13 protein-coding genes are annotated in these 18483 nt (G+C 42.7%); 8 read left to right on the forward strand and 5 right to left on the reverse strand.

Features of this window, described 5'->3' with window-relative positions; translation table 11 throughout:
• Positions 1-27: 27 nt before the first annotated feature.
• The 4 genes from gloA to N477_RS12450 all read right to left on the reverse strand — a co-directional run bounded on the left by gloA (position 28) and on the right by N477_RS12450 (position 4671).
• Positions 28-468 carry a lactoylglutathione lyase gene (gene gloA / locus N477_RS12435; protein ID WP_063362084.1) on the reverse strand — a complete coding sequence of 147 codons (441 nt, stop codon included), beginning with the start codon at positions 466-468 and terminating at the stop codon, positions 28-30.
• A 74-nt stretch (positions 469-542) separates the two neighbouring features.
• Complete coding sequence (locus N477_RS12440; RefSeq protein WP_419555240.1) at positions 543-2492, reverse strand: pre-peptidase C-terminal domain-containing protein; 1950 nt, start codon at positions 2490-2492, stop codon at positions 543-545.
• A 5-nt stretch (positions 2493-2497) separates the two neighbouring features.
• Complete coding sequence (locus tag N477_RS12445) at positions 2498-3175, reverse strand: DUF1566 domain-containing protein (protein WP_063362082.1); 678 nt, start codon at positions 3173-3175, stop codon at positions 2498-2500.
• Entirely contained in the window at positions 3172-4671 is a 1500-nt protein-coding gene (locus N477_RS12450) for an ethylbenzene dehydrogenase-related protein (RefSeq protein ID WP_063362081.1), read from the reverse strand. Before N477_RS12450 ends, N477_RS12445 begins: the two co-directional genes overlap by 4 nt.
• Positions 4672-4831: 160 nt before the next feature.
• Between N477_RS12450 and N477_RS12455 the strand changes: the two genes are divergently transcribed.
• The 7 genes from N477_RS12455 (at position 4832) to N477_RS12485 (ending at position 13355) form a co-directional block, all read left to right on the forward strand.
• Complete coding sequence (locus tag N477_RS12455; protein WP_063362080.1) at positions 4832-6019, forward strand: GGDEF domain-containing protein; 1188 nt, start codon at positions 4832-4834, stop codon at positions 6017-6019.
• A 74-nt stretch (positions 6020-6093) separates the two neighbouring features.
• Positions 6094-7149 (forward strand): DUF2066 domain-containing protein, encoded by a 1056-nt coding sequence (locus N477_RS12460; protein WP_063362079.1) that lies wholly within the window; start codon positions 6094-6096, stop codon positions 7147-7149.
• Positions 7150-7151: 2 nt separating this feature from the next.
• Positions 7152-7856 carry a DnaA regulatory inactivator Hda gene (hda, locus tag N477_RS12465; protein WP_063362078.1) on the forward strand — a complete coding sequence of 235 codons (705 nt, stop codon included), beginning with the start codon at positions 7152-7154 and terminating at the stop codon, positions 7854-7856.
• Between the two features lie 84 nt (positions 7857-7940).
• The gene (gene pheS, locus N477_RS12470) at positions 7941-8921 is read left to right on the forward strand and encodes a phenylalanine--tRNA ligase subunit alpha (protein WP_039609339.1); all 981 of its coding nucleotides are present in this window, start codon (positions 7941-7943) and stop codon (positions 8919-8921) included.
• A gap of 13 nt (positions 8922-8934) precedes the next feature.
• The gene (gene pheT, locus N477_RS12475) at positions 8935-11322 is read left to right on the forward strand and encodes a phenylalanine--tRNA ligase subunit beta (RefSeq protein WP_063362077.1); all 2388 of its coding nucleotides are present in this window, start codon (positions 8935-8937) and stop codon (positions 11320-11322) included.
• A gap of 2 nt (positions 11323-11324) precedes the next feature.
• Positions 11325-11624, forward strand: coding sequence for an integration host factor subunit alpha (ihfA, locus tag N477_RS12480; RefSeq protein ID WP_023400419.1), 300 nt, complete (start codon positions 11325-11327; stop codon positions 11622-11624).
• Positions 11625-11906: 282 nt separating this feature from the next.
• Positions 11907-13355, forward strand: a complete 1449-nt coding sequence (locus N477_RS12485) for an EAL domain-containing protein (protein ID WP_231098107.1) — start codon at positions 11907-11909, stop codon at positions 13353-13355.
• Positions 13356-13392: 37 nt separating this feature from the next.
• Here the strand turns inward: N477_RS12485 and N477_RS12490 are convergent, their stop codons facing one another.
• Complete coding sequence (locus N477_RS12490) at positions 13393-15015, reverse strand: alpha-glucosidase family protein (protein ID WP_063362076.1); 1623 nt, start codon at positions 15013-15015, stop codon at positions 13393-13395.
• A gap of 656 nt (positions 15016-15671) precedes the next feature.
• Here N477_RS12490 and N477_RS12495 point away from each other — a divergent pair.
• Positions 15672-18473, forward strand: coding sequence for a TonB-dependent receptor (locus N477_RS12495; RefSeq protein WP_063362075.1), 2802 nt, complete (start codon positions 15672-15674; stop codon positions 18471-18473).
• The last annotated feature ends 10 nt before the right edge of the window (positions 18474-18483 follow it).

An 18483-nucleotide genomic window follows, 5' to 3' on the forward strand; every position in this document is an offset into this window, starting at 1 on the left:
GATTAAAGGTCCGCTTTATTCAGTTGCTTACCAAGACCCTGTGTTTGGCATAGATAACCAAGGCTCTTGCGGCTCCAGTGGTTTGTCTTTTTGCAGTAGTTCAATTGAAATACCGTCAGGTGATTTGATAAACGCCATGTGTCCGCATCTTGGTGGGCGGTTTATTGTCACACCGGCTTGTTGAATTTTGTCACATAGTGCGTAAATGTCGTCCACAGCAAATGCTAAGTGGCCAAAGTTCCTGCCGCCTGTGTACTCTTCAGTATCCCAGTTATAGGTGAGTTCAATTGTAGGTGAAAAGGTGTCTTGTGCTTGCTCTAATTGGCCCGGTGCAGCCAAGAAAACGAGTGTAAAGCGACCTTTTTCACTGTCCTTGCGCTTAATTTCAACCAGTCCTAGTAGGTCACAATAAAATTTAAGTGATGCGTCTAAGTCTTTTACGCGCACCATAGTATGTAAAAAGTTCATAACTTGCCCCTTGTGAATATGCCCAACATAATATGGGCAAACGCTCACTTCGCAAGGGGCAATCGACGTATAGCTTAATATTCTGCGCTTAAAGTCACGCCGCTATAGGTTTCATAAGCTCTAACACCAAGGTGCCATGTGCCCGCAGTTGGGTTGGTGATGGTGCATGTTTCAGTGTTACCATTTTCATAAGGACGACAATCATACGTTGAGGTTGTTGGCTGGCTGCCTGAACGAATATACAGATCGGCATCACCAGTGCCGCCGCTTATTTTTACCGTTAATTTAGCTTGGCCAGCAGGCACTTCAAAGGTTTTATAAGTCCAGTTTGACTTACTTGCCGACAGGCCTGTCCATTGTTGTTTGTTACCCGGATCGGCAACTGTGCCGTATGAGCCAACCAGTGAAACACCACTGTAGGTCGCATACCCATTTAGCATGACATAGTACGTACCCGCTTGAATATTTGTGATAGAGCACGACTCATTATTGCCATCTTTGTATGGGCGGCAATCATAGCTGGATGTTGTTGGCTCAGAACCAAACTTCACATACATATCTACATCACCTGTACCACCACTTGAAGTAAATGATAGCTGATTGGTGTTGGCAGGTACTTCCATGGTGTAAATGGTTTTACTGCCTTTTGCGCCAGTCAAACCTGTCGCTGGTACGTCATTTTCAAGAACATTCGGATTTGGTAAATCAGGCGTATCAATAATTGAACGGCCAGATGTGCTTTGTACAAGTGGTAACACATCACCTAAACCGCTTGCATACCACCAGTTTACATTGCCCGGTAATGCTAGAGGGTCTGCCGCACGTTGCTCACGAGATAGGATATTGGTTGAAGATGAAAACTGCGCCGTTCTTACCTCAAGTTTATTGGGTGTTACAGAGAGCACCTTAAACTGTTGGATACTGGCTAAGTCAATGGTCCAAGATTTAGGATCATTCGCTGAACGTGCTGGTGCACCCCAACTTCCTTCACCCACGTATACTGTTCCGCCTGTGGTGGTTTTAGCAAAGTTGCTACCTGAAGGTTTGAGCGCTTCAGTGATTTTATTGATATGTGTGTCGGACTCGACTACCAAATTCATGCTGTGGTCGTAAAAGTTATTAGCCCACCACGTATGCAAGATTGTATTGTCAGATTTGCCAGAGTAGTGAGGATACATAGGTTTATGGTACTGAGCTACACGCCATTTCGCGCTGTTACCCTGACTCTGTAAGTCTTGCTTTAGCCAGTTATTCATCGCTATTGCGTAGCTTGACCAGCCGCTGTTTTTATATTGACTATTTAGTGTATAGACACGAAGCAAGTTAGACACGTTGAAAGCGCCGTAGGTATCAGCACTGGTGCATTGGCCGTCATTGTTATAATCAACCCCAAACACTTGGCACAGGGTTTTGTAGTTATCATCTTCATGGTTGCCATGCGTTGCGACAAATGGATACACACGTTTATAGTTTTGTCCGCCAATCAGGTCGCTTGAAAAGGTCAACTGCCAATCTTTAAGATATTCCTTCATCTCAGAGGCTGAGTTGGCATTGGTATAATCCCCACCGTGCATGATAAACAAAGGTCTGATTTTGGCGACCATTTGGTTGCCTGAACGACGTGTGGTCCAGCCTGTACGGGTATCACCACCGGCGATGGCAACAAAGCCTGTTGTTGTTGATGTAGGTGCCGTTTTAAACCATAAATGCTGACCACACCCAGTGCTATCACACACTCGGTAGTAAATCGCTGAGTCAGCAGGCAGTCCGGTTAGTTTCACAAATTGGTTGCTTAGGCTGCCTGCAAAAGTGTGGCTTGCAGTCACAGCTTTTGTTGTCCAGCTAGACTCGTCTGTACTGGTACCATATTTAACGACGTGATTTGAGCCACCTGCTGGTGTGAAGCCAATAGTTGCTTGACTGCTTGGGTTAGCATCCCAAACTATGCGGTGATAATCACTCCCTGCATAGCAGCTTCCTGCCATGATTAACGTTGAAGCGAGGCCAAAATGGAGGGCTCTCATAGTTTTCATTCCTGTTTCTGATGTGTATTTATTTCGCGACGACTTAACTGCGGTTGGATATTTGCCGTTGGTAGATCAGCTACCAACATTACAAATGCGGCATTTCGGTAGGGTAGTGTGTAACTTTTACCAAAATGAAAATTAATGGCGGTTGCACCTTGGCCGCCTTGACGATATTGCTTAGCCAAAGGCTGACTGTGTTCGGAGCTCCAATAATCTCCTTGTTTGATATGTATGAAAAAGTCATTGGCGATATGCGGTAATGCCGGAGATGTCGGCGCTTGAATGAGACTATGTAGTTCTTTAGCTGTGGGCAATCGCCATTTTGACACGCCACACAGCCCTTGTTGATTGGTATGACGAATAAGATCATGGGTATCACAGCGGTTTGGCTCAAAATAACAATCGCCAAAGTTTTGCTTGCCTTTTTCACCATCAAACCAAGAGTAAGTCCAATAACCATCATGAATGCTTTCGTTGTCGGTTTTGATTTCCCACAAGATATGATTTTGCTTGTCGTGTACACATGCCCATGGGCCTTGCCATGGAGAGAGCTTGTCACCTTCTTGGGTTATTTTGGTGAAGCGTTTATGTTGGCTCAATTTAGGCTGAGCTTGCGGCAACAAACAAATGCCGATGAAAGCAGCTAGGATCAGGGCTGATATAATTAGTCGCTGTATCACAGTGAATACCTCAGTTTTATTGCTTGAATATGGCGGGTGTGGGCAATTTGTGCGTGATCAAAAGCAGAGACCCACATACAGGTTCCTGTTTGCAGTGGTACATCATATTTGGAGTGGGTGTTGTGTTTGCGAACGAGCTCTAAAGTCCAGCGCCCATCGCGCCATTGCCCTCTAGCCCGCACGTCCGCTCTATCTCCTTCAAAACGGTTAGAACGATACAAAACCGAGGGTAAAAATGTACCTATTGGGTAGGTATCTTGCGCACTTTGATAAGGAGTTGAACCGAACCAGGGTAGCACTGCTTGGTGTGACTGCATTTTTTCAGGTAAGCGTTTAGGTGATATGCCTTTGGCGCTGTACCATTGCCAGTTCATGACATAAGCACCGCTCTCTTTTCCATCCGCTTGGTAACCCGCAGAGTAACGACGTTTGCCTTTGAGGTGTTTGCTGGGCGGTCCGATAAAGTTATCATCAGCGAGGTACATGTCATTGGTTCGCACGGCTTTCCAATGCCATAAATCTCGAACCTTACCATCTAAGCTAGCATGATACCCTTTGCCATGCCAATTTTTCGGCTTGTTCTTGAGAGGCTTATCACCGGAGTAATAAGTTTTATCACCAGCAGCTTCACACCCATCAGAAAGCATGACGGCAAACTTATCTTCATAGAATGTACGCTCATCGAATCGATAAAAGCCATTTTCTTGTACCTGCCAGCCAGTGGGGGTTTTTAATAGTGGTAAATGATTGGTGCTTTTTGAGTTGTCTTGCCAAGAAATAAGAAAGTAGCTTTCATATTGATTTGCCAGTGCTTTAATAGAGACATCGGTGCTGCCATTTTCAAAGTTAGCTCCACCTATGGTGGTGACAGTAAATGTATCAGCATCTTGCCATTGAGGTTCATTACCTTGTCCATCAATTTCAATAAAAGTGGTATCGGCAATGGTGTGCACATCAAGCTGGTGGCTGGCATTTAGGGTGAGAGTGTGAAAAAAACCACCTATGACAACTAGGCATAGCACAGCACTGACATGTGTCATTTTTAGTCGTTTTGGCAATATTGCGGCAAATACCCCACGGCCTTTTTGCAAGATATAAACCCAAGCATGAAGAATAAAGTAACTGACCATTAGCCACATAGCGATTTGGTGGATACTGCGCGCCTCGTGACTGTAAAAATTAGCCCAAACAGCCCAGCCAGATAAGACAACAAGAGAAATGCTGACATACCCTAAGTAGTTAATTAATTTGTGATAAATTGATGGGTAGCTGCGAAAAGGTGCCCAGATAGTGTAACCAATAAATACGACTACGAGTAAGGTCAGCCCGATAGAGAAACCAAGGTGCCAGCTATGTACCGCACCTTGTGGTATCAGTGATGAGATAGGCGCTAACCAGTCTTGGCTAATGATGGCAATTCTAAAGCCTGTTAACATGCTGCCGATAGTTATCACAATGGCAATCACATGTAAGACAATAAAAGTTTGTCTTTGCATAAAGGTTTTCATATTAATTATTATTTTTGTAAATATAGTGTAAATTGTTATGTTTACATAAATATGTCATTTTTCAAATACTGCAAAAGGTTAAAGTTTTGTCTAAACTTTGAGCAGTTAGGCTTAGTGCGCAGCGTTAATAGTTACAGAGGGATACGCGATGGAAAAAATAGCTGTAGAGGCAGTAGACAGCGGCTATGTGATCGATAGCATGACGGATATAGTAGCGTGTTTGAATACATCTGATTCAATTCAACGCTTCTTGTTAGACATTCATTGTATATTGCAAAAAGTAACTTATGCAGACAATTTTTACGTTGTCCTGTATCAAGAAAATGGGAATTTATCTTTCCCGTATTTTCATGATGTTAAAGACGATATCGAGGCTGAAGAGTTAGATAATCTGTCTTTAGACGATATTTCACACTCATTGACCGCCTTTGCGCTGAAATCACATAAAGTGTGTAATTTCAATCAGCATGATATTGAACAGTTAATTGAGACGGGCGAAGTCAACATCTTGGGCTCAGTACCCATGCAGTGGCTGTGCTTTCCACTTGTTAATCGCAGTCAGCATTTAGGTGCGTTCATTATTCAATCTTATCGAAAAGAAAATGAATATTCGGGCATGATAGTAGATGTACTGTATACCATCAGCCATGTGATCTCTTCGGCACTGGATGCATTCAACAATCAGCAAGCCTTGATAGAAGCCAATAGGGCATTGCAAAGTTATCAAACAGAGCTTGAAATCAAGGTGCAAGAACGGACCTCTGAACTCAAAGAGAGCTTAACAAAGCTTGAGCATGAAATAGAAGTGAGAGAGTCCTTACAACAGCAACTAGAACATGATTCTTTGCATGACAGTTTGACCGGGCTGGCCAATCGAAAATATCTGTTTAAGGAGCTAGAACGATTATCAGCACGCTCTCAACGTGGGGATATTCTTGTCTATGTTTTATATTTAGATCTCGATGATTTTAAACCCATCAATGATAACCATGGCCACCAAAGCGGCGATTTAGTTTTAAAAACGGTCAGTGAACGACTCAATCAAACATTACGCAGTTACGACTTTGTATGTCGCTTAGGCGGCGACGAATTTGTCGTGATGTTAACTGAAAAAATAGACAAACAGTCATTAACTCAGTTAGCAGAGCGGATGCTGAAGTCACTGTCATCTCCCATCACTTTAGAATCTGGTATTGAGGTGCAATGCGGCTGTAGTATTGGTATTGCCTCGGTGATCAACCAATCATTTGATGCACAAGCTTTAATCCATGATGCGGACTTGGCATTGTACGAAGCGAAAGGTAAAGGAAAAAATCAAATTTATTTTGCGACCTAAATGTATCGCCATGGCTTTACCAGCGTGTATGATTGCATTAGGATCAAACTTTATTTTTGTTTAGATGGTTGCGAATGGCACAAAAACTCTTCTTAATTTGTCTTTTTTGGATGTGCAGCTCAGCGTTTGCGATAGAGGTAACTGATCTATATGAAGCGACGTTAGTGGTGGACGATAAAACGCGAGCCACTCGGGCCAAGGCGAGTCAAGATGCACTTGACCAAGTGATTAAAAAGCTCACTGGCAAGGCCGGCCATAGTAACCACCCTTTAATTAAAAAAAGCAAAAGGCGTATTTCAGATTATATGCTCAAATATGAGTATATCGAGCATGCTAATCAAGAGCTGAAAATACGAGTGCGCTTTGAAGCAGAAAAAGTTGAAAGCCTAGTTAGGGAAAGTGGCTTTGGCTTGTGGGGTAACAGACGGCCCTTAATCGCTATTTGGTTGGTAATTGAAGACAACCTAAGACGTGACTTTGTCACGCAAGAGAGTAACCCACAATTAGAGCGATTAATTTATGACACGGCGGCTGAGTGGGGGATCCCTGTTGTCGTGCCCTTGATGGACTTAACTGACCGCGCTCAGGTTGGTATTGCAGAGGTATGGGGAAACTTCTCAGAGCCAGTTGAAGCTGCATCGGCCCGTTATAATGCCGAGCGAGTGATTACAGGACGTTTGTTTAAACAGCCAAATTCAAGCAGCTGGCAATTAGATTGGCGTTATACTGACGCGGATATGTTTGAATCTGTACAACTTGTGGGCGACAAGCAGCAGTTATTGATTTCAATGATAAATGATATGTCAGCGGCGTTGGCGAGCGAATATATCATTGACCCTACCAAGTCATACGCAACCAATAGCACCGTGATCACGGTGGACGGATTAAGAACGTTTGATAAAATCGAGCGAGCGAAAAGAGAGCTATTAACTATCAGTACTGTCAATAATGTCGATGTTATCTATCGCAACAGGCAACAAGTTCAATTTGAAGTTGAGCATTTATCTTCTGTGTCGGATTTACAAAAATCACTTAAACTTGAGCAATCATTTGAAGTGTATGTTGATCCCAGAGCATTTCACCAAGTCGTTAGCGCTGAAAACTTAAGGTACAGCTGGGTAGGGCAGTAATCATGTTAGATCCTATGCAGTTAGCTTTACCTGTAACACTGCCGGATGATGAGACATTCACGTCTTATTTCGGTGGCGAAGAATCACTGGAAGTCACGCATTTAAAGAAAGCGCTGAACGACATTCAGGCGAGTTTCCAATTTACTTATTTGTGTGGGCTGGCCGACTCTGGTAAATCCCACTTGCTGTATGCAACGTGTATTCACGCTCAAGAACTTGGCCTTTCAACCATTTTACTGTCACTGAGAGAGGTCATTAAATTTGGCCCTGATGTATTGGAAGGTCTAGATGCGCTCGATGTAGTCTGTATTGATGACGTGCATCTAGTGGCGGGTGATGAAGCGATGGAAAAAGCGCTATTTAACTTTTTTAATCGCTTTAACGAAGCGGGAAAGTGCTTGGTAATGACCGCGGATCTGTTACCAAATATGCTTAACATCGAATTGCCTGACTTAGAATCTCGATTGGCGTGGGGTACCACCTTTCAGATCCGTTCCATGAGTGATGATGATAAAGCTGAGGCGTTAGTTAAGCGTGCGCACATGCGTGGGCTTGAATTAAGTGATGAATGTGCGCGATTTTTATTGACCAGATTAAGCCGAGATATGCGAGCATTATTGGATGTTTTGGACAAGTTGGACCACGCATCTATGGCCGCACAGCGAAAACTTACCATTCCTTTTATAAAAGCAACACTAAAGCTGTGAATTTGGGCTAGAATCTAGCCCCACCTTTCAGTTATCATAACTGATTCAGAAAAGGCAAATTACCTCAACCAGATCAGGTATAGAATGAACTTAGAGAATATTTTAGCGCAAGCGCTTGAAGCCGTTTCAAGTGCCAGTGAGATTGCGCAACTTGAGGAAGTCAGAGTTAACTACCTTGGTAAAAAAGGTGAGATTACTGGGCTATTAAAAACCCTAGGCAAGCTAGCGCCAGAAGAGCGTAAAGAAGCTGGACAAGTAATCAACCAAGCAAAAAACCAGGTACAAACTGCAATTAACGAAAAACGTGAAGCACTTGCAAATGCTGCATTAGAGCAAAAACTAGCAGCAGAAACAATTGATGTGACTTTACCTGGACGTACAGCGCCTACAGGTGGTTTACACCCTGTAACGCGCACTATTGAGCGTATTGAATCATTTTTTGGTGAGCTCGGGTTTGCAGTAAAATCAGGTCCTGAAATTGAGGATGATTTTCATAACTTTGATGCTTTGAATATTCCTGAGCATCACCCTGCGCGTGCTGACCACGATACGTTCTACTTTAATCCAAAGCTTGTTTTACGTACTCAAACAAGTGGCGTACAGATCCGTACCATGGAAGCTGAGCAGCCTCCACTTCGTATTATCTCTCCTGGACGTGTGTACCGTAATGATTACGACCAAACACATACGCCAATGTTCCATCAGGTTGAAGGCCTTATGGTAGATGAGAACGTGAGCTTCACTGAGCTTAAAGGTATTTTGCACGACTTCTTACGTAATTTCTTTGAAGAAGACATGGAAATTCGTTTCCGTCCTTCATACTTCCCATTCACTGAGCCGTCTGCTGAAGTAGATGTAAAAGGCAAAAATGGTAAATGGTTAGAAGTACTTGGTTGCGGCATGGTGCATCCAAATGTTTTACGTTCAGTCGGAATTGACCCTGAAAAATACACTGGTTTTGCCTTCGGTATGGGTGTTGAGCGCTTGACGATGTTACGTTACGGCGTGAACGACTTACGTGCATTCTTCGAAAACGATTTAAAATTCCTAAACCAATTCAGATAAGAGCGAACCAAAAATGAAATTTAGTGAAAAGTGGCTAAGAGAGTGGGTAAATCCTGCGATTGATACGGATGCTCTTTCTGAACAGCTTTCTATGGCAGGTTTAGAAGTAGATGGTGTAGATCCGGTTGCTGGTGATTTTGATGGTGTAGTCATTGGTGAAGTCGTTGAGTGTGGCCAACATCCAGATGCAGATAAGCTTCGCGTAACCAAAGTAAATGTTGGCGAAGAAGAACTACTAGACATCGTATGTGGCGCAGCAAACTGCCGTACAGGTCTAAAAGTAGCGGTAGCTAAAGTTGGCGCGGTTTTACCTGGCGGCTTTAAAATTAAAAAAGCGAAGCTACGCGGTCAGCCTTCTCACGGTATGCTGTGTGCGTTTGAAGAGCTTGGCATGGCAGAAAGCTCTGATGGTATTTTAGAATTACCGGCTGATGCGACAATTGGTCAAAATATTCGTGAATATTTCGCACTTGATGATGTAACTATCGATGTTGATTTAACAGCAAACCGCAGTGACTGTTTAGGCATTAAAGGTCTTGCACGTGAAGTGGGTGTTTTAAACGGTCTAGATGTAACCGAAGTTACTATCGGCACAGTTGAGCCAACCATTGATGACAAGATTGATATTGAGCTAGTAGATAGCGACGCATGTCCTCGTTATTTAGGTCGTGTTATCAAGGGTATTAACCTTGACGCTGAGTCACCACTTTGGATGGTAGAAAAACTACGTCGTTCAGGTATTCGTTCAATCGACCCTGTTGTTGATGTGACTAACTATGTATTACTTGAGCTAGGTCATCCGATGCACGCATTCGACCTTGCCGCTATCTCTGGTGGCATCAAGGTACGTAAAGCACAGCAAGATGAAGAGTTAGTATTGCTAGATGGCAATACCGCTAAGCTTAATACATCAACATTACTGATTTCTGACCACGAAAAAGCGTTAGCAATGGCGGGTATTTTTGGTGGTGAAGCATCTGGTGTTAAAGAGGGTACTCAAGATATCCTACTTGAAAGTGCATTCTTCAACCCTCTAGCGATTGCTGGTCAAGCACGCAGTTATGGTTTACATACTGATGCATCTCACCGTTATGAGCGTGGTGTTGATCACCAGCTACAGCGTGATGCTATGGAGCGTGCGACTGCATTGCTACTTGAAATTGTGGGTGGTGAAGCAGGTCCGGTTGTTGAAGCGGTTTCTGATGCAGACTTACCTGCGACTAAATCAGTCACACTTCGTCGTGAGCGTTTAGACCGTGTTATCGGTTATCACATTGAAGATGCTAAAGTAACTGATATTTTGACACGTCTTGGCCTTGAGGTATCGGCTGAAGCGGGTCAGTGGCAAGCACAAGTGCCAAGTTACCGTTTTGATATCAGTATTGAAGAAGATCTTATCGAAGAAGTTGCACGCGTATTCGGCTACAATAACATTCCAAATGTTGCGCCAACTGCAGCACTTAAAATGACAGATCACCAAGAGGCATCTGTACCAGTTTCTCGTTTCCGCAATGAACTTGTTGCTCGCGGTTACCAAGAAGCAATTACATACAGCTTCGTAGACCCTAAAAAGCAAGCGCTGCTTCATCCACAAAGCGATGCACTTGTGTTGCCTCACCCAATTTCTGTTGAAATGTCAGCAATGCGTGTGAGTTTAATGCCGGGTCTTGTGAACGCCTTGGTATATAACCAAAACCGACAGCAATCACGTATTCGTTTCTTTGAGCATGGTTTAAAGTTCATTAAAGACGAAAGCGCAGAAAACGGTGTACGTCAAAGCGCAGTGATTGGTGGTATTGTCTATGGTAATACGCACAACGAACACTGGGGTATTGAAAGTCGCAAAGTCGATTTCTTTGATATTAAAGGCGATGTTGAAGCATTACTTGCAGTTTGCAACGACCCTGCTAGATTTACTTTTAAAGCCGAAGCAAGTGATGGTTTACATCCTGGTCAATCAGCAGCGATTTATGCTGATGGCGTAAAAGTTGGATTTATTGGTGCGATACACCCTCAATTACAAAAGTCGTTAGAATTGAACGACACAGCGTTTGTATTTGAGGTAGAAGTGGATGCAATTTCACAAAGAAGGCTGCCAGAAGCGGTTAGTATCTCAAAATTTCCATCAAATCGCAGAGATATTGCTATTTTAGTTGCAGATGATGTAAAAATAGGCGATATTTTAGAAAGCATTGAGAAAGTTGGCGGAAATCAATTAGTTGACCTAAACTTATTCGATGTGTATAAGGGCAAAGGTATTGAACCCGATTATAAGAGTTTAGCCATCGCCCTAACCCTACAAAACGTTGATAAAACGCTCGAAGAGAAAGATATCAACGAAGTTGTAGACAGAGTCGTGGCCGAATTGGCCAAACAATTTAATGCATCGTTGAGGGACTAGATATGGCGCTTACTAAAGCCGACATAGCTGAACACCTATTTGAAAAACTGGGGATAAATAAAAAGGATGCCAAAGACTTAGTTGAAGCGTTTTTTGAAGAAATCCGCTCAGCGCTTGAAAACGGAGAGCAGGTTAAACTCTCTGGCTTTGGCAATTTCGACCTGCGTGATAAAAAACAACGCCCAGGTAGAAATCCTAAAACTGGAGAAGATATACCTATTTCTGCAAGGCGTGTAGTAACTTTTCGACCAGGTCAGAAGTTAAAAACTCGTGTTGAAGTAGGCACAAGCAAGAACCTGTAAGCCAAATAACTGGGTAGTTTCTACCCTTTATTTGTAAGGCTTTACATCAAAGGGTTTGCTCGCAAGGGTAAACCCTTTGTCATATATTGGTAATATTTACTCTCTACACTTTCGTAACTTCTTTTATCTTGAGGTTCTAACTTGGGTCAGAGGCTGTCAGTTTGGACTAATCATTCTAAAAATGTTGTAGTCTCTTGGCTGATCTGCTCGTTTCTTTTTGGCCTTATATCCACGTTTATTTACATTCAGTATGCAGAATCTAATAGAGCTGATGTTAGGGCGATGGCTGAGCGCGTTATACTCGACTTTGGGTCTCAGCTAAATAATGTTGATACTTTTTTACATCAATCCGATAGCATTGATGTGCAATGCTCTGCTGCAACCATTCAACAGATGAGGCAATTCGTCTTTAAACACCCAGCAGTGAGCGAAATTGGCATTGTTAATCCCAGCGGCGAGCTCGTTTGCAATTCTTTTGGTTTACTTCCTACTCCTATGTTCATTAGCGAGCCACCTAAGAAACGAGGGCTAAGATATCATGGCCCCATTATTTCTGAGTTTTTGCAAGTGTCCGCATTTGTATTGGCACGAACTCGGCATGACGGCTACGAGGTCAATGCCTTGCTGCCTACCGAGTGGATAAAGGATATGCTGCACTTGAGTAAATACAGTGAACTTGATTACATCGCCATTGTGGATAGTGAAACCGGGGTCCCTGTCTTTTTACAAGGCGACTATAGCTTGCCGCTAGGGCACTCGATTTTCCCAATAGTGCAAAACATTGAGCTTGAAAAATTATTTGATGATCAAACTCGTAAGTTTATACATATAAGACCATTCAAAAATGTGCCGCAATTATCGGTCGTGGTCAGTAAAAATGCGCGTTATTTAGGTCTGCCAAGTCCAGTATGGTTAACAGCACTTTGCTTGATGTACGTATTATCTTGGTTAGGTTTGGTGTTATTGCTCAACCATTATGATAAACGCGTGTTAAGTAGCCGAGCCTTGTTGTTAGGGGCACTAAACCGACAAGAGTTATTCAATGTATATCAGCCCTTAATTGATGCAAAGACGCAAAATATTCTTGGTGCCGAAGTATTGATAAGATGGATGCATCCTGTAGAGGGAGAGCTTGGACCGACTTATTTTGTACCTGAGGCCGAGCGAGACGGCACCGTTTTGGAGATGTCTCTGTACCAAATAGATAAAGCGATATCTGATCTGGCGCCAGTAATAGCAGTTAAGCCAGATTTTAAAGTCTCTTTTAATGTCAATGGCTACCTCTTGAGTTGCCCAAGCTATATTAAAAAATTGTGTGAAGCAAAGAGTGTGTTTAATAACTTGACCATAGAGCTCACTGAACGAGATGTGTTATCCCAAGCTAAAATTAAGTCGGTACTTTATCAACTGGTAGAGCTGGGTGTTGAGATTGCCATTGATGATTTTGGAACGGGTTACTGTGGATTACAATATTTACAGAGCTTCCCAATTGATCTGTTGAAAATAGATCAAAGCTTTGTGGCGTCCATTGGACTTGATAATTTGCAATCCCCAGTATTGAATGCAGTGATTGAAATGGCTGATAAATTAGAGAAAAAGCTGATAGCCGAAGGGGTTGAAACACAATTACAGGCTGATTATCTCAGCGCACGAGGTGTGGTGGTGCATCAAGGTTGGTATTACAGTAAGGCATTGAAAATCAGTGCGTTTAAAAATTTAATACAGGAATGAAAAAGCCCCATAAATGGGGCTTTTGAGGTCATCTGTGTTAGATAGATGCGAAATAGCAGCCGTAACCGGGCAGGGTTACTGTATCTGCTTTTAGCTCACCGGTATGGTGGGCCAGTTCATCCATGGAAACCTTTATGTCTTTTTCGACCACAAATTCAGAAGTTTGTTCCGTCAAATTAAACAAACAAAGCATTTTTTTGTCTTCTAATGTTCTATAAAAGGCTAAAACCGGCTCTTTAGTCGTTATAAATTCAATGTCTCCTGTGACAAGCTCTGGGCGTGTTTTTCGCCAAGCTAAAAATGCGCGATATTGAGCCAAGATAGAGTCATCATCTTGCTCTTGAAGATCTACCGCAGTTTGAGCGTGTGCATCAGCAACAGGCAACCAAGGTTTACCTTGTGTAAAGCCAGCATGTGCTTGTTCCACAGACCAAGGCATGGGTGTACGACAGCCATCCCTGCCTTTAAAGTTTGGCCAGAATGTTATGCCGTAAGGGTCTTGAAGATCTTCAAATGCAACCTGTGCTTCACCTAATCCAAGCTCTTCGCCTTGATACATACAAACACTACCACGCAGTGAGCCAAGTAAGGCGGTGAGCATTTTCACTTGCTGAGGGTTCACAGTTTGGCCGTCTTTAGACCAGCGACTGGCTACGCGTTCAACGTCATGATTGCTAAATGCCCAACATGGCCAGCCTTCGGTCATCACAGCCTCTAGGCGTGATACCGTTTCGCGAATATATTTAGCGCTGTAATCATTGGTTAGTAGCTCAAAGCTGTATCCCATATGCAGTTTGTCACCACCGGATGTGTACTCTGCCATGGTTTTAAGAGAGTCTTCTGATGAAATCTCCCCTAAACTGACCGTACCCGGGTACTCGTTAAGCAGGGCACGGATCTCAGCCATAAAATCCAAGTTTTCCGGTTGCGTGTTATTGTAATAGTGGTACTGGAACGCGTAAGGGTTGTCTTCGCTAAACCCTCGACCTTGTCTCAACTCTTTTGGCTTAGCAGGGTTGTCCTTCAGTTCACTATCATGGAAGCAGAAGTTAATCGCATCCAAACGGAAACCGTCCACACCTTTGTCTAGCCAGAATTTGACGTTGTCTAATACCGCTTGACGAACTTGCGGGTTGTGGAAGTTTAAATCAGGTTGTTCAGTTAAGAAGTTGTGTAAATAGTACTGACATCTTCTCGGTTCCCATTGCCACGCAACGCCGCCAAAAATAGATAACCAGTTATTAGGAGGACTCCCATCTGGTTTAGCATCAGCCCACACGTACCAGTCAGATTTTTCGTTGTTTTTATCTTGACGGCTTTCGACAAACCATGGGTGCTCATTGGAAGTGTGACTGAGGACCTGATCAATAATAATTTTGATATCACGCTGATGTGCTTGAGCAATCAAGTTATCAAAGTCTTCAATATTACCAAACATAGGATCAATATCTCGATAGTCACTGATATCGTATCCAAAGTCTTTCATCGGTGATTTAAAAAATGGGGATATCCAAATCGCATCAACGCCTAACGACTTTATGTAGTCAAGACGTTCAATGATGCCATTAAGGTCACCAATACCATCACCTTTGGTGTCTTTAAAACTGCGTGGGTAAACCTGATAGATTACCGCACCTTTCCACCATTCATTTTGCGCCATGCACGATTCTCCAGCTTTGTGCAGTGAAGCCACTTCTTAAAGCGAACTAAGCCAGCTAAAAGTATAAAGTGGTTCTGGTCGTTAATATTGTCGAAAAGCATACGGCATGCATGCATTTGAGTAAAAAAACTGCATACGTATGCATTTAAAATATTATGAAATTTTGACAGTTCTCTGCCTATTGGAGGTTTACTAAATCATCTTTACCAATTTATAGTGAAATAGATCATCGCTCAGGTTTTATAAGCGCTTGGAATATTTAAATTGGTAATACCAATTTCATGGAAACATATTCAACACACATCTATATGCCGATTTTTATGTCATACTCTGCTTGTTAAGCGATTGAGTTACTTGCTTGTAAAATATACTTAAATGCATTGCTTAAATTGTTAATTTTGCTTGCAAATTAAATAAAGTTAATAAAAGCATGAAGTTACAAGTATTTAAAGACGATTTTTTTGAAGTTCATGCCTGCTCACCTTTCTTTGAATACGTATGCATAAAGTTGTGACTAGCCAAGTCACAGCGCTAATATGGCGGGTGACAACAAAATTAACGTCAAATGAATTTATTTTTGCAGTTTTACTATCAATCCCTGCATTAAGTAAATAACAACAAAGCGACGTACAAAAAGCTAATTGGGATAAAACATTATGTCTACGTTCAAACCAAGTATGTTGACCTTGGCACTCGTTACTGCAGGCTTAAGCAATCACGCAATTGCTGCGCAAAACGAAGAGTCGGTAAAAAATGATCAAAAGAAAGTGGAAGTTGTAGAAGTACGCGGCTTCCGTGCAAGTGTTGTAAAGTCAATCAATACTAAACGCTTTTCATCTGAGGTTGTAGAGTCTATTTCCGCAGAAGATATTGGTAAATTACCTGATTCTTCAATTGCAGAGTCAATCGCACGCCTGCCAGGTCTTACATCGCAACGATTAGACGGTCGTTCAAATAAAGTAACGGTACGTGGATTTAGTGAAAATGAAGGGGCAACGACGCTCAATGGCCGTGAACAAGTATCAATTAATGATAACCGCGGTGTAGAGTTTGATTTATACCCTTCAGAGATTATGAGTGGTGTTACTGTATATAAAACGCCAAGCGCGAACCTAGAAGCAGAAGGGATCGCGGGTGTCATTGATATGCAGACTGTACGTCCTTTAAGTATGGATGAGCGTGTTTTACAGGTTAATGCACTTTATGAAAAGTCAGATATCGGTAAGCTAAACCCAGATGCTGATGATGCTGGTTTACGTGGCACTTTTTCATACATTGATCAGTTTGCAGATGACAAATATGGTGTTGCACTGGCTTTAACAACAAGCTCATCACCTAACCAAGAAAAGCGTTGGAACACTTGGGGTTACCCTGAGTTTGAAGAAAATGGTAAGCAGTACTCAATTCTAGGTGGTGCCAAGCCATTTGTTCGCTCTACAACACTTGAGCGTGATTCTGTGATGTTTGTCTTTGAGGCTGCGCCAAATGACAAGCTATCTATGGTCTTTGATGCGCTTTATATTGACTTTACCGAAGACAAAATCTTACGTGGTATCGAAATTCCATTTGGTTGGGGCCAAGGTCAACTAAACCCGCAAAGTGTGTCGGTAGACGAAGCGTCTGGTTTTATTACCAGCGCAATAACAGAAGGCCAAAGAGTCGTTGTACGTAATGACTATGAGTCTAAAGATGCGCAAATGCAGGCATTTGGCTTCAATGCTACTTATGAGCTAACTGATGCGACAACCATTGAAGTCGACTTAAGTCACTCGAGCGTTGAGAACAAAATTTGGAGCTTAGAGAGTTACTCAGGCACTGGCCGTGGTGATTTGCGTGGCGCGGCTGATAATATCGGTTATACCTTTAATGATGGCAACACTGGGGCACAATTTACTCATGAGCTGGATTATAGTGATTACGACTTAATCAAGGTGGGCGGTCCGTTGTCTTGGGGCAGCAGCACAGCGCTTAATGAAAAGTACGGTACAAACGTTGAGGATCACCCATTCCAAAATACGTTGCAAGATGGTTTTATTAATGCGCCAGTCTTAGAAGACGAAATTAACGCACTTAAGTTGGCTGCAAAGCATGCGCTAGATAATGATTTTATTAGCTCTGTGGAAGCGGGTGTGTCATATAAAGAGCGTGAAAAGTCAAAAGTATCTGAAGGTTACTTTATGACTTTAAAAGATTTCTCTTACCCAGATAATACAGGTTTGCTGACGGTACCTGATCAATATCGCTTGGGTACTGCGAATTTAGACTTTATCGGTATGGGCGATATGATTGCCTATGACTCGCGTGCGATGGTCGCAGATGGTTATTTCTCGTTGCTTGCAGAAAGCCTGACGGATGCGAGTCACGCAGCAAGAACTTGGTCTGTGAGCGAAGAAGTCACTGCAGCATTTGTACAAGCGAATATTGATATGGAAGTGGCTGACATGCCGCTAAAAGGTAATGCAGGCCTGCGTTATGTCAAAACTGAAGTCGATACTAAAGGTGCAAAAGCAGGGATTGATGGCAGTGGTCAAGTTGTACTAGAAGACAGTCGAGAAAACCATGATTACAGCCATGTGCTACCAAGCTTGAACTTGTCTTTATCTATTGATGATGAGCAAATGCTGCGATTTGGTTACGCGAAAACGATTTCACGTCCAAAAATGTCTGAGATGAACTCGTCTATTATCAGATCGTACAGAGATGTGCCTGATGACAGTGGAAACTTTTGGGAGATCACTGGTGGTAACCCGCAGCTTGAGCCAAAAGAAGCTGATGGCTTTGATTTAACTTATGAAAATTATTACCACTCAGAAGGATATTTCTCTGTTGGGGCTTTCTACAAAGACCTTAAAAACTGGATCTTTGATTCAAACACAGAAGAAGATTTAACGGGTGTTGTTAACCCTAAGACGGGTCTGGTCCCGGCAAATCCAACTGCAACACGTAAACTGAAAGTCAATGGTGGCGGTGGCAACCTATGGGGCTATGAAGCGGCAGTCACATTCCCGTTCACTTTGATCCACAGCAGCTTAGAGGGTTTTGGTTTAATTGCGAGCCATACGCGTATTCATCAAGATGTTGAAGATCACAACGGTGAAGAATACAAGTTACCAGGCTTGTCAGAAAAAGTGCAAAGCTTAACTTTCTTCTATGAGAATAACGGTTTCCAGTTCAGAACCAGCATGCGTAAACGTTCTGACTTTAAAGGTGATGTATACGGCACCGGCTTTAAAACAGAGCAAGTGGATATCCTAGGTGAAACAATTTGGGATGCTCAAATTGGTTATGACTTTGGTGAAGCAGGTATTAAGTCCCTTGAAGGGCTAGCTGTGACATTGCAGGCACAGAATATCACTGAAGAGCCATTTACGTCTTTATCTGGTGACAATCATCTACAAGTTAGAGATTATCAAGATTACGGACGCGTATTCTTGTTAGGCGCTAGCTACAAGTTTTAAGTAGAGCATT

The sequence above is a fragment of the Pseudoalteromonas luteoviolacea H33-S genome (genome assembly GCF_001625695.1).
Taxonomy (GTDB): Bacteria; Pseudomonadota; Gammaproteobacteria; order Enterobacterales; family Alteromonadaceae; genus Pseudoalteromonas; species Pseudoalteromonas luteoviolacea_B.

Bases quoted from the DNA above. Each gene is read 5' to 3' on its own strand.
- N477_RS12450 (WP_063362081.1), bottom strand. From the start codon at position 4,671: ATGCAAAGACAAACTTTTATTGTCTTACATGTGATTGCCATTGTGATA.
- pheS (WP_039609339.1), top strand. From the start codon at position 7,941: ATGAACTTAGAGAATATTTTAGCGCAAGCGCTTGAAGCCGTTTCAAGT.
- N477_RS12460 (WP_063362079.1), top strand. From the start codon at position 6,094: ATGGCACAAAAACTCTTCTTAATTTGTCTTTTTTGGATGTGCAGCTCA.
- N477_RS12455 (WP_063362080.1), top strand. From the start codon at position 4,832: ATGGAAAAAATAGCTGTAGAGGCAGTAGACAGCGGCTATGTGATCGAT.
- hda (WP_063362078.1), top strand. From the start codon at position 7,152: ATGTTAGATCCTATGCAGTTAGCTTTACCTGTAACACTGCCGGATGAT.
- N477_RS12495 (WP_063362075.1), top strand. From the start codon at position 15,672: ATGTCTACGTTCAAACCAAGTATGTTGACCTTGGCACTCGTTACTGCA.
- gloA (WP_063362084.1), bottom strand. From the start codon at position 468: ATGAACTTTTTACATACTATGGTGCGCGTAAAAGACTTAGACGCATCA.
- N477_RS12490 (WP_063362076.1), bottom strand. From the start codon at position 15,015: ATGGCGCAAAATGAATGGTGGAAAGGTGCGGTAATCTATCAGGTTTAC.
- ihfA (WP_023400419.1), top strand. From the start codon at position 11,325: ATGGCGCTTACTAAAGCCGACATAGCTGAACACCTATTTGAAAAACTG.
- N477_RS12485 (WP_231098107.1), top strand. From the start codon at position 11,907: ATGGCTGAGCGCGTTATACTCGACTTTGGGTCTCAGCTAAATAATGTT.
- N477_RS12440 (WP_419555240.1), bottom strand. From the start codon at position 2,492: ATGAGAGCCCTCCATTTTGGCCTCGCTTCAACGTTAATCATGGCAGGA.
- pheT (WP_063362077.1), top strand. From the start codon at position 8,935: ATGAAATTTAGTGAAAAGTGGCTAAGAGAGTGGGTAAATCCTGCGATT.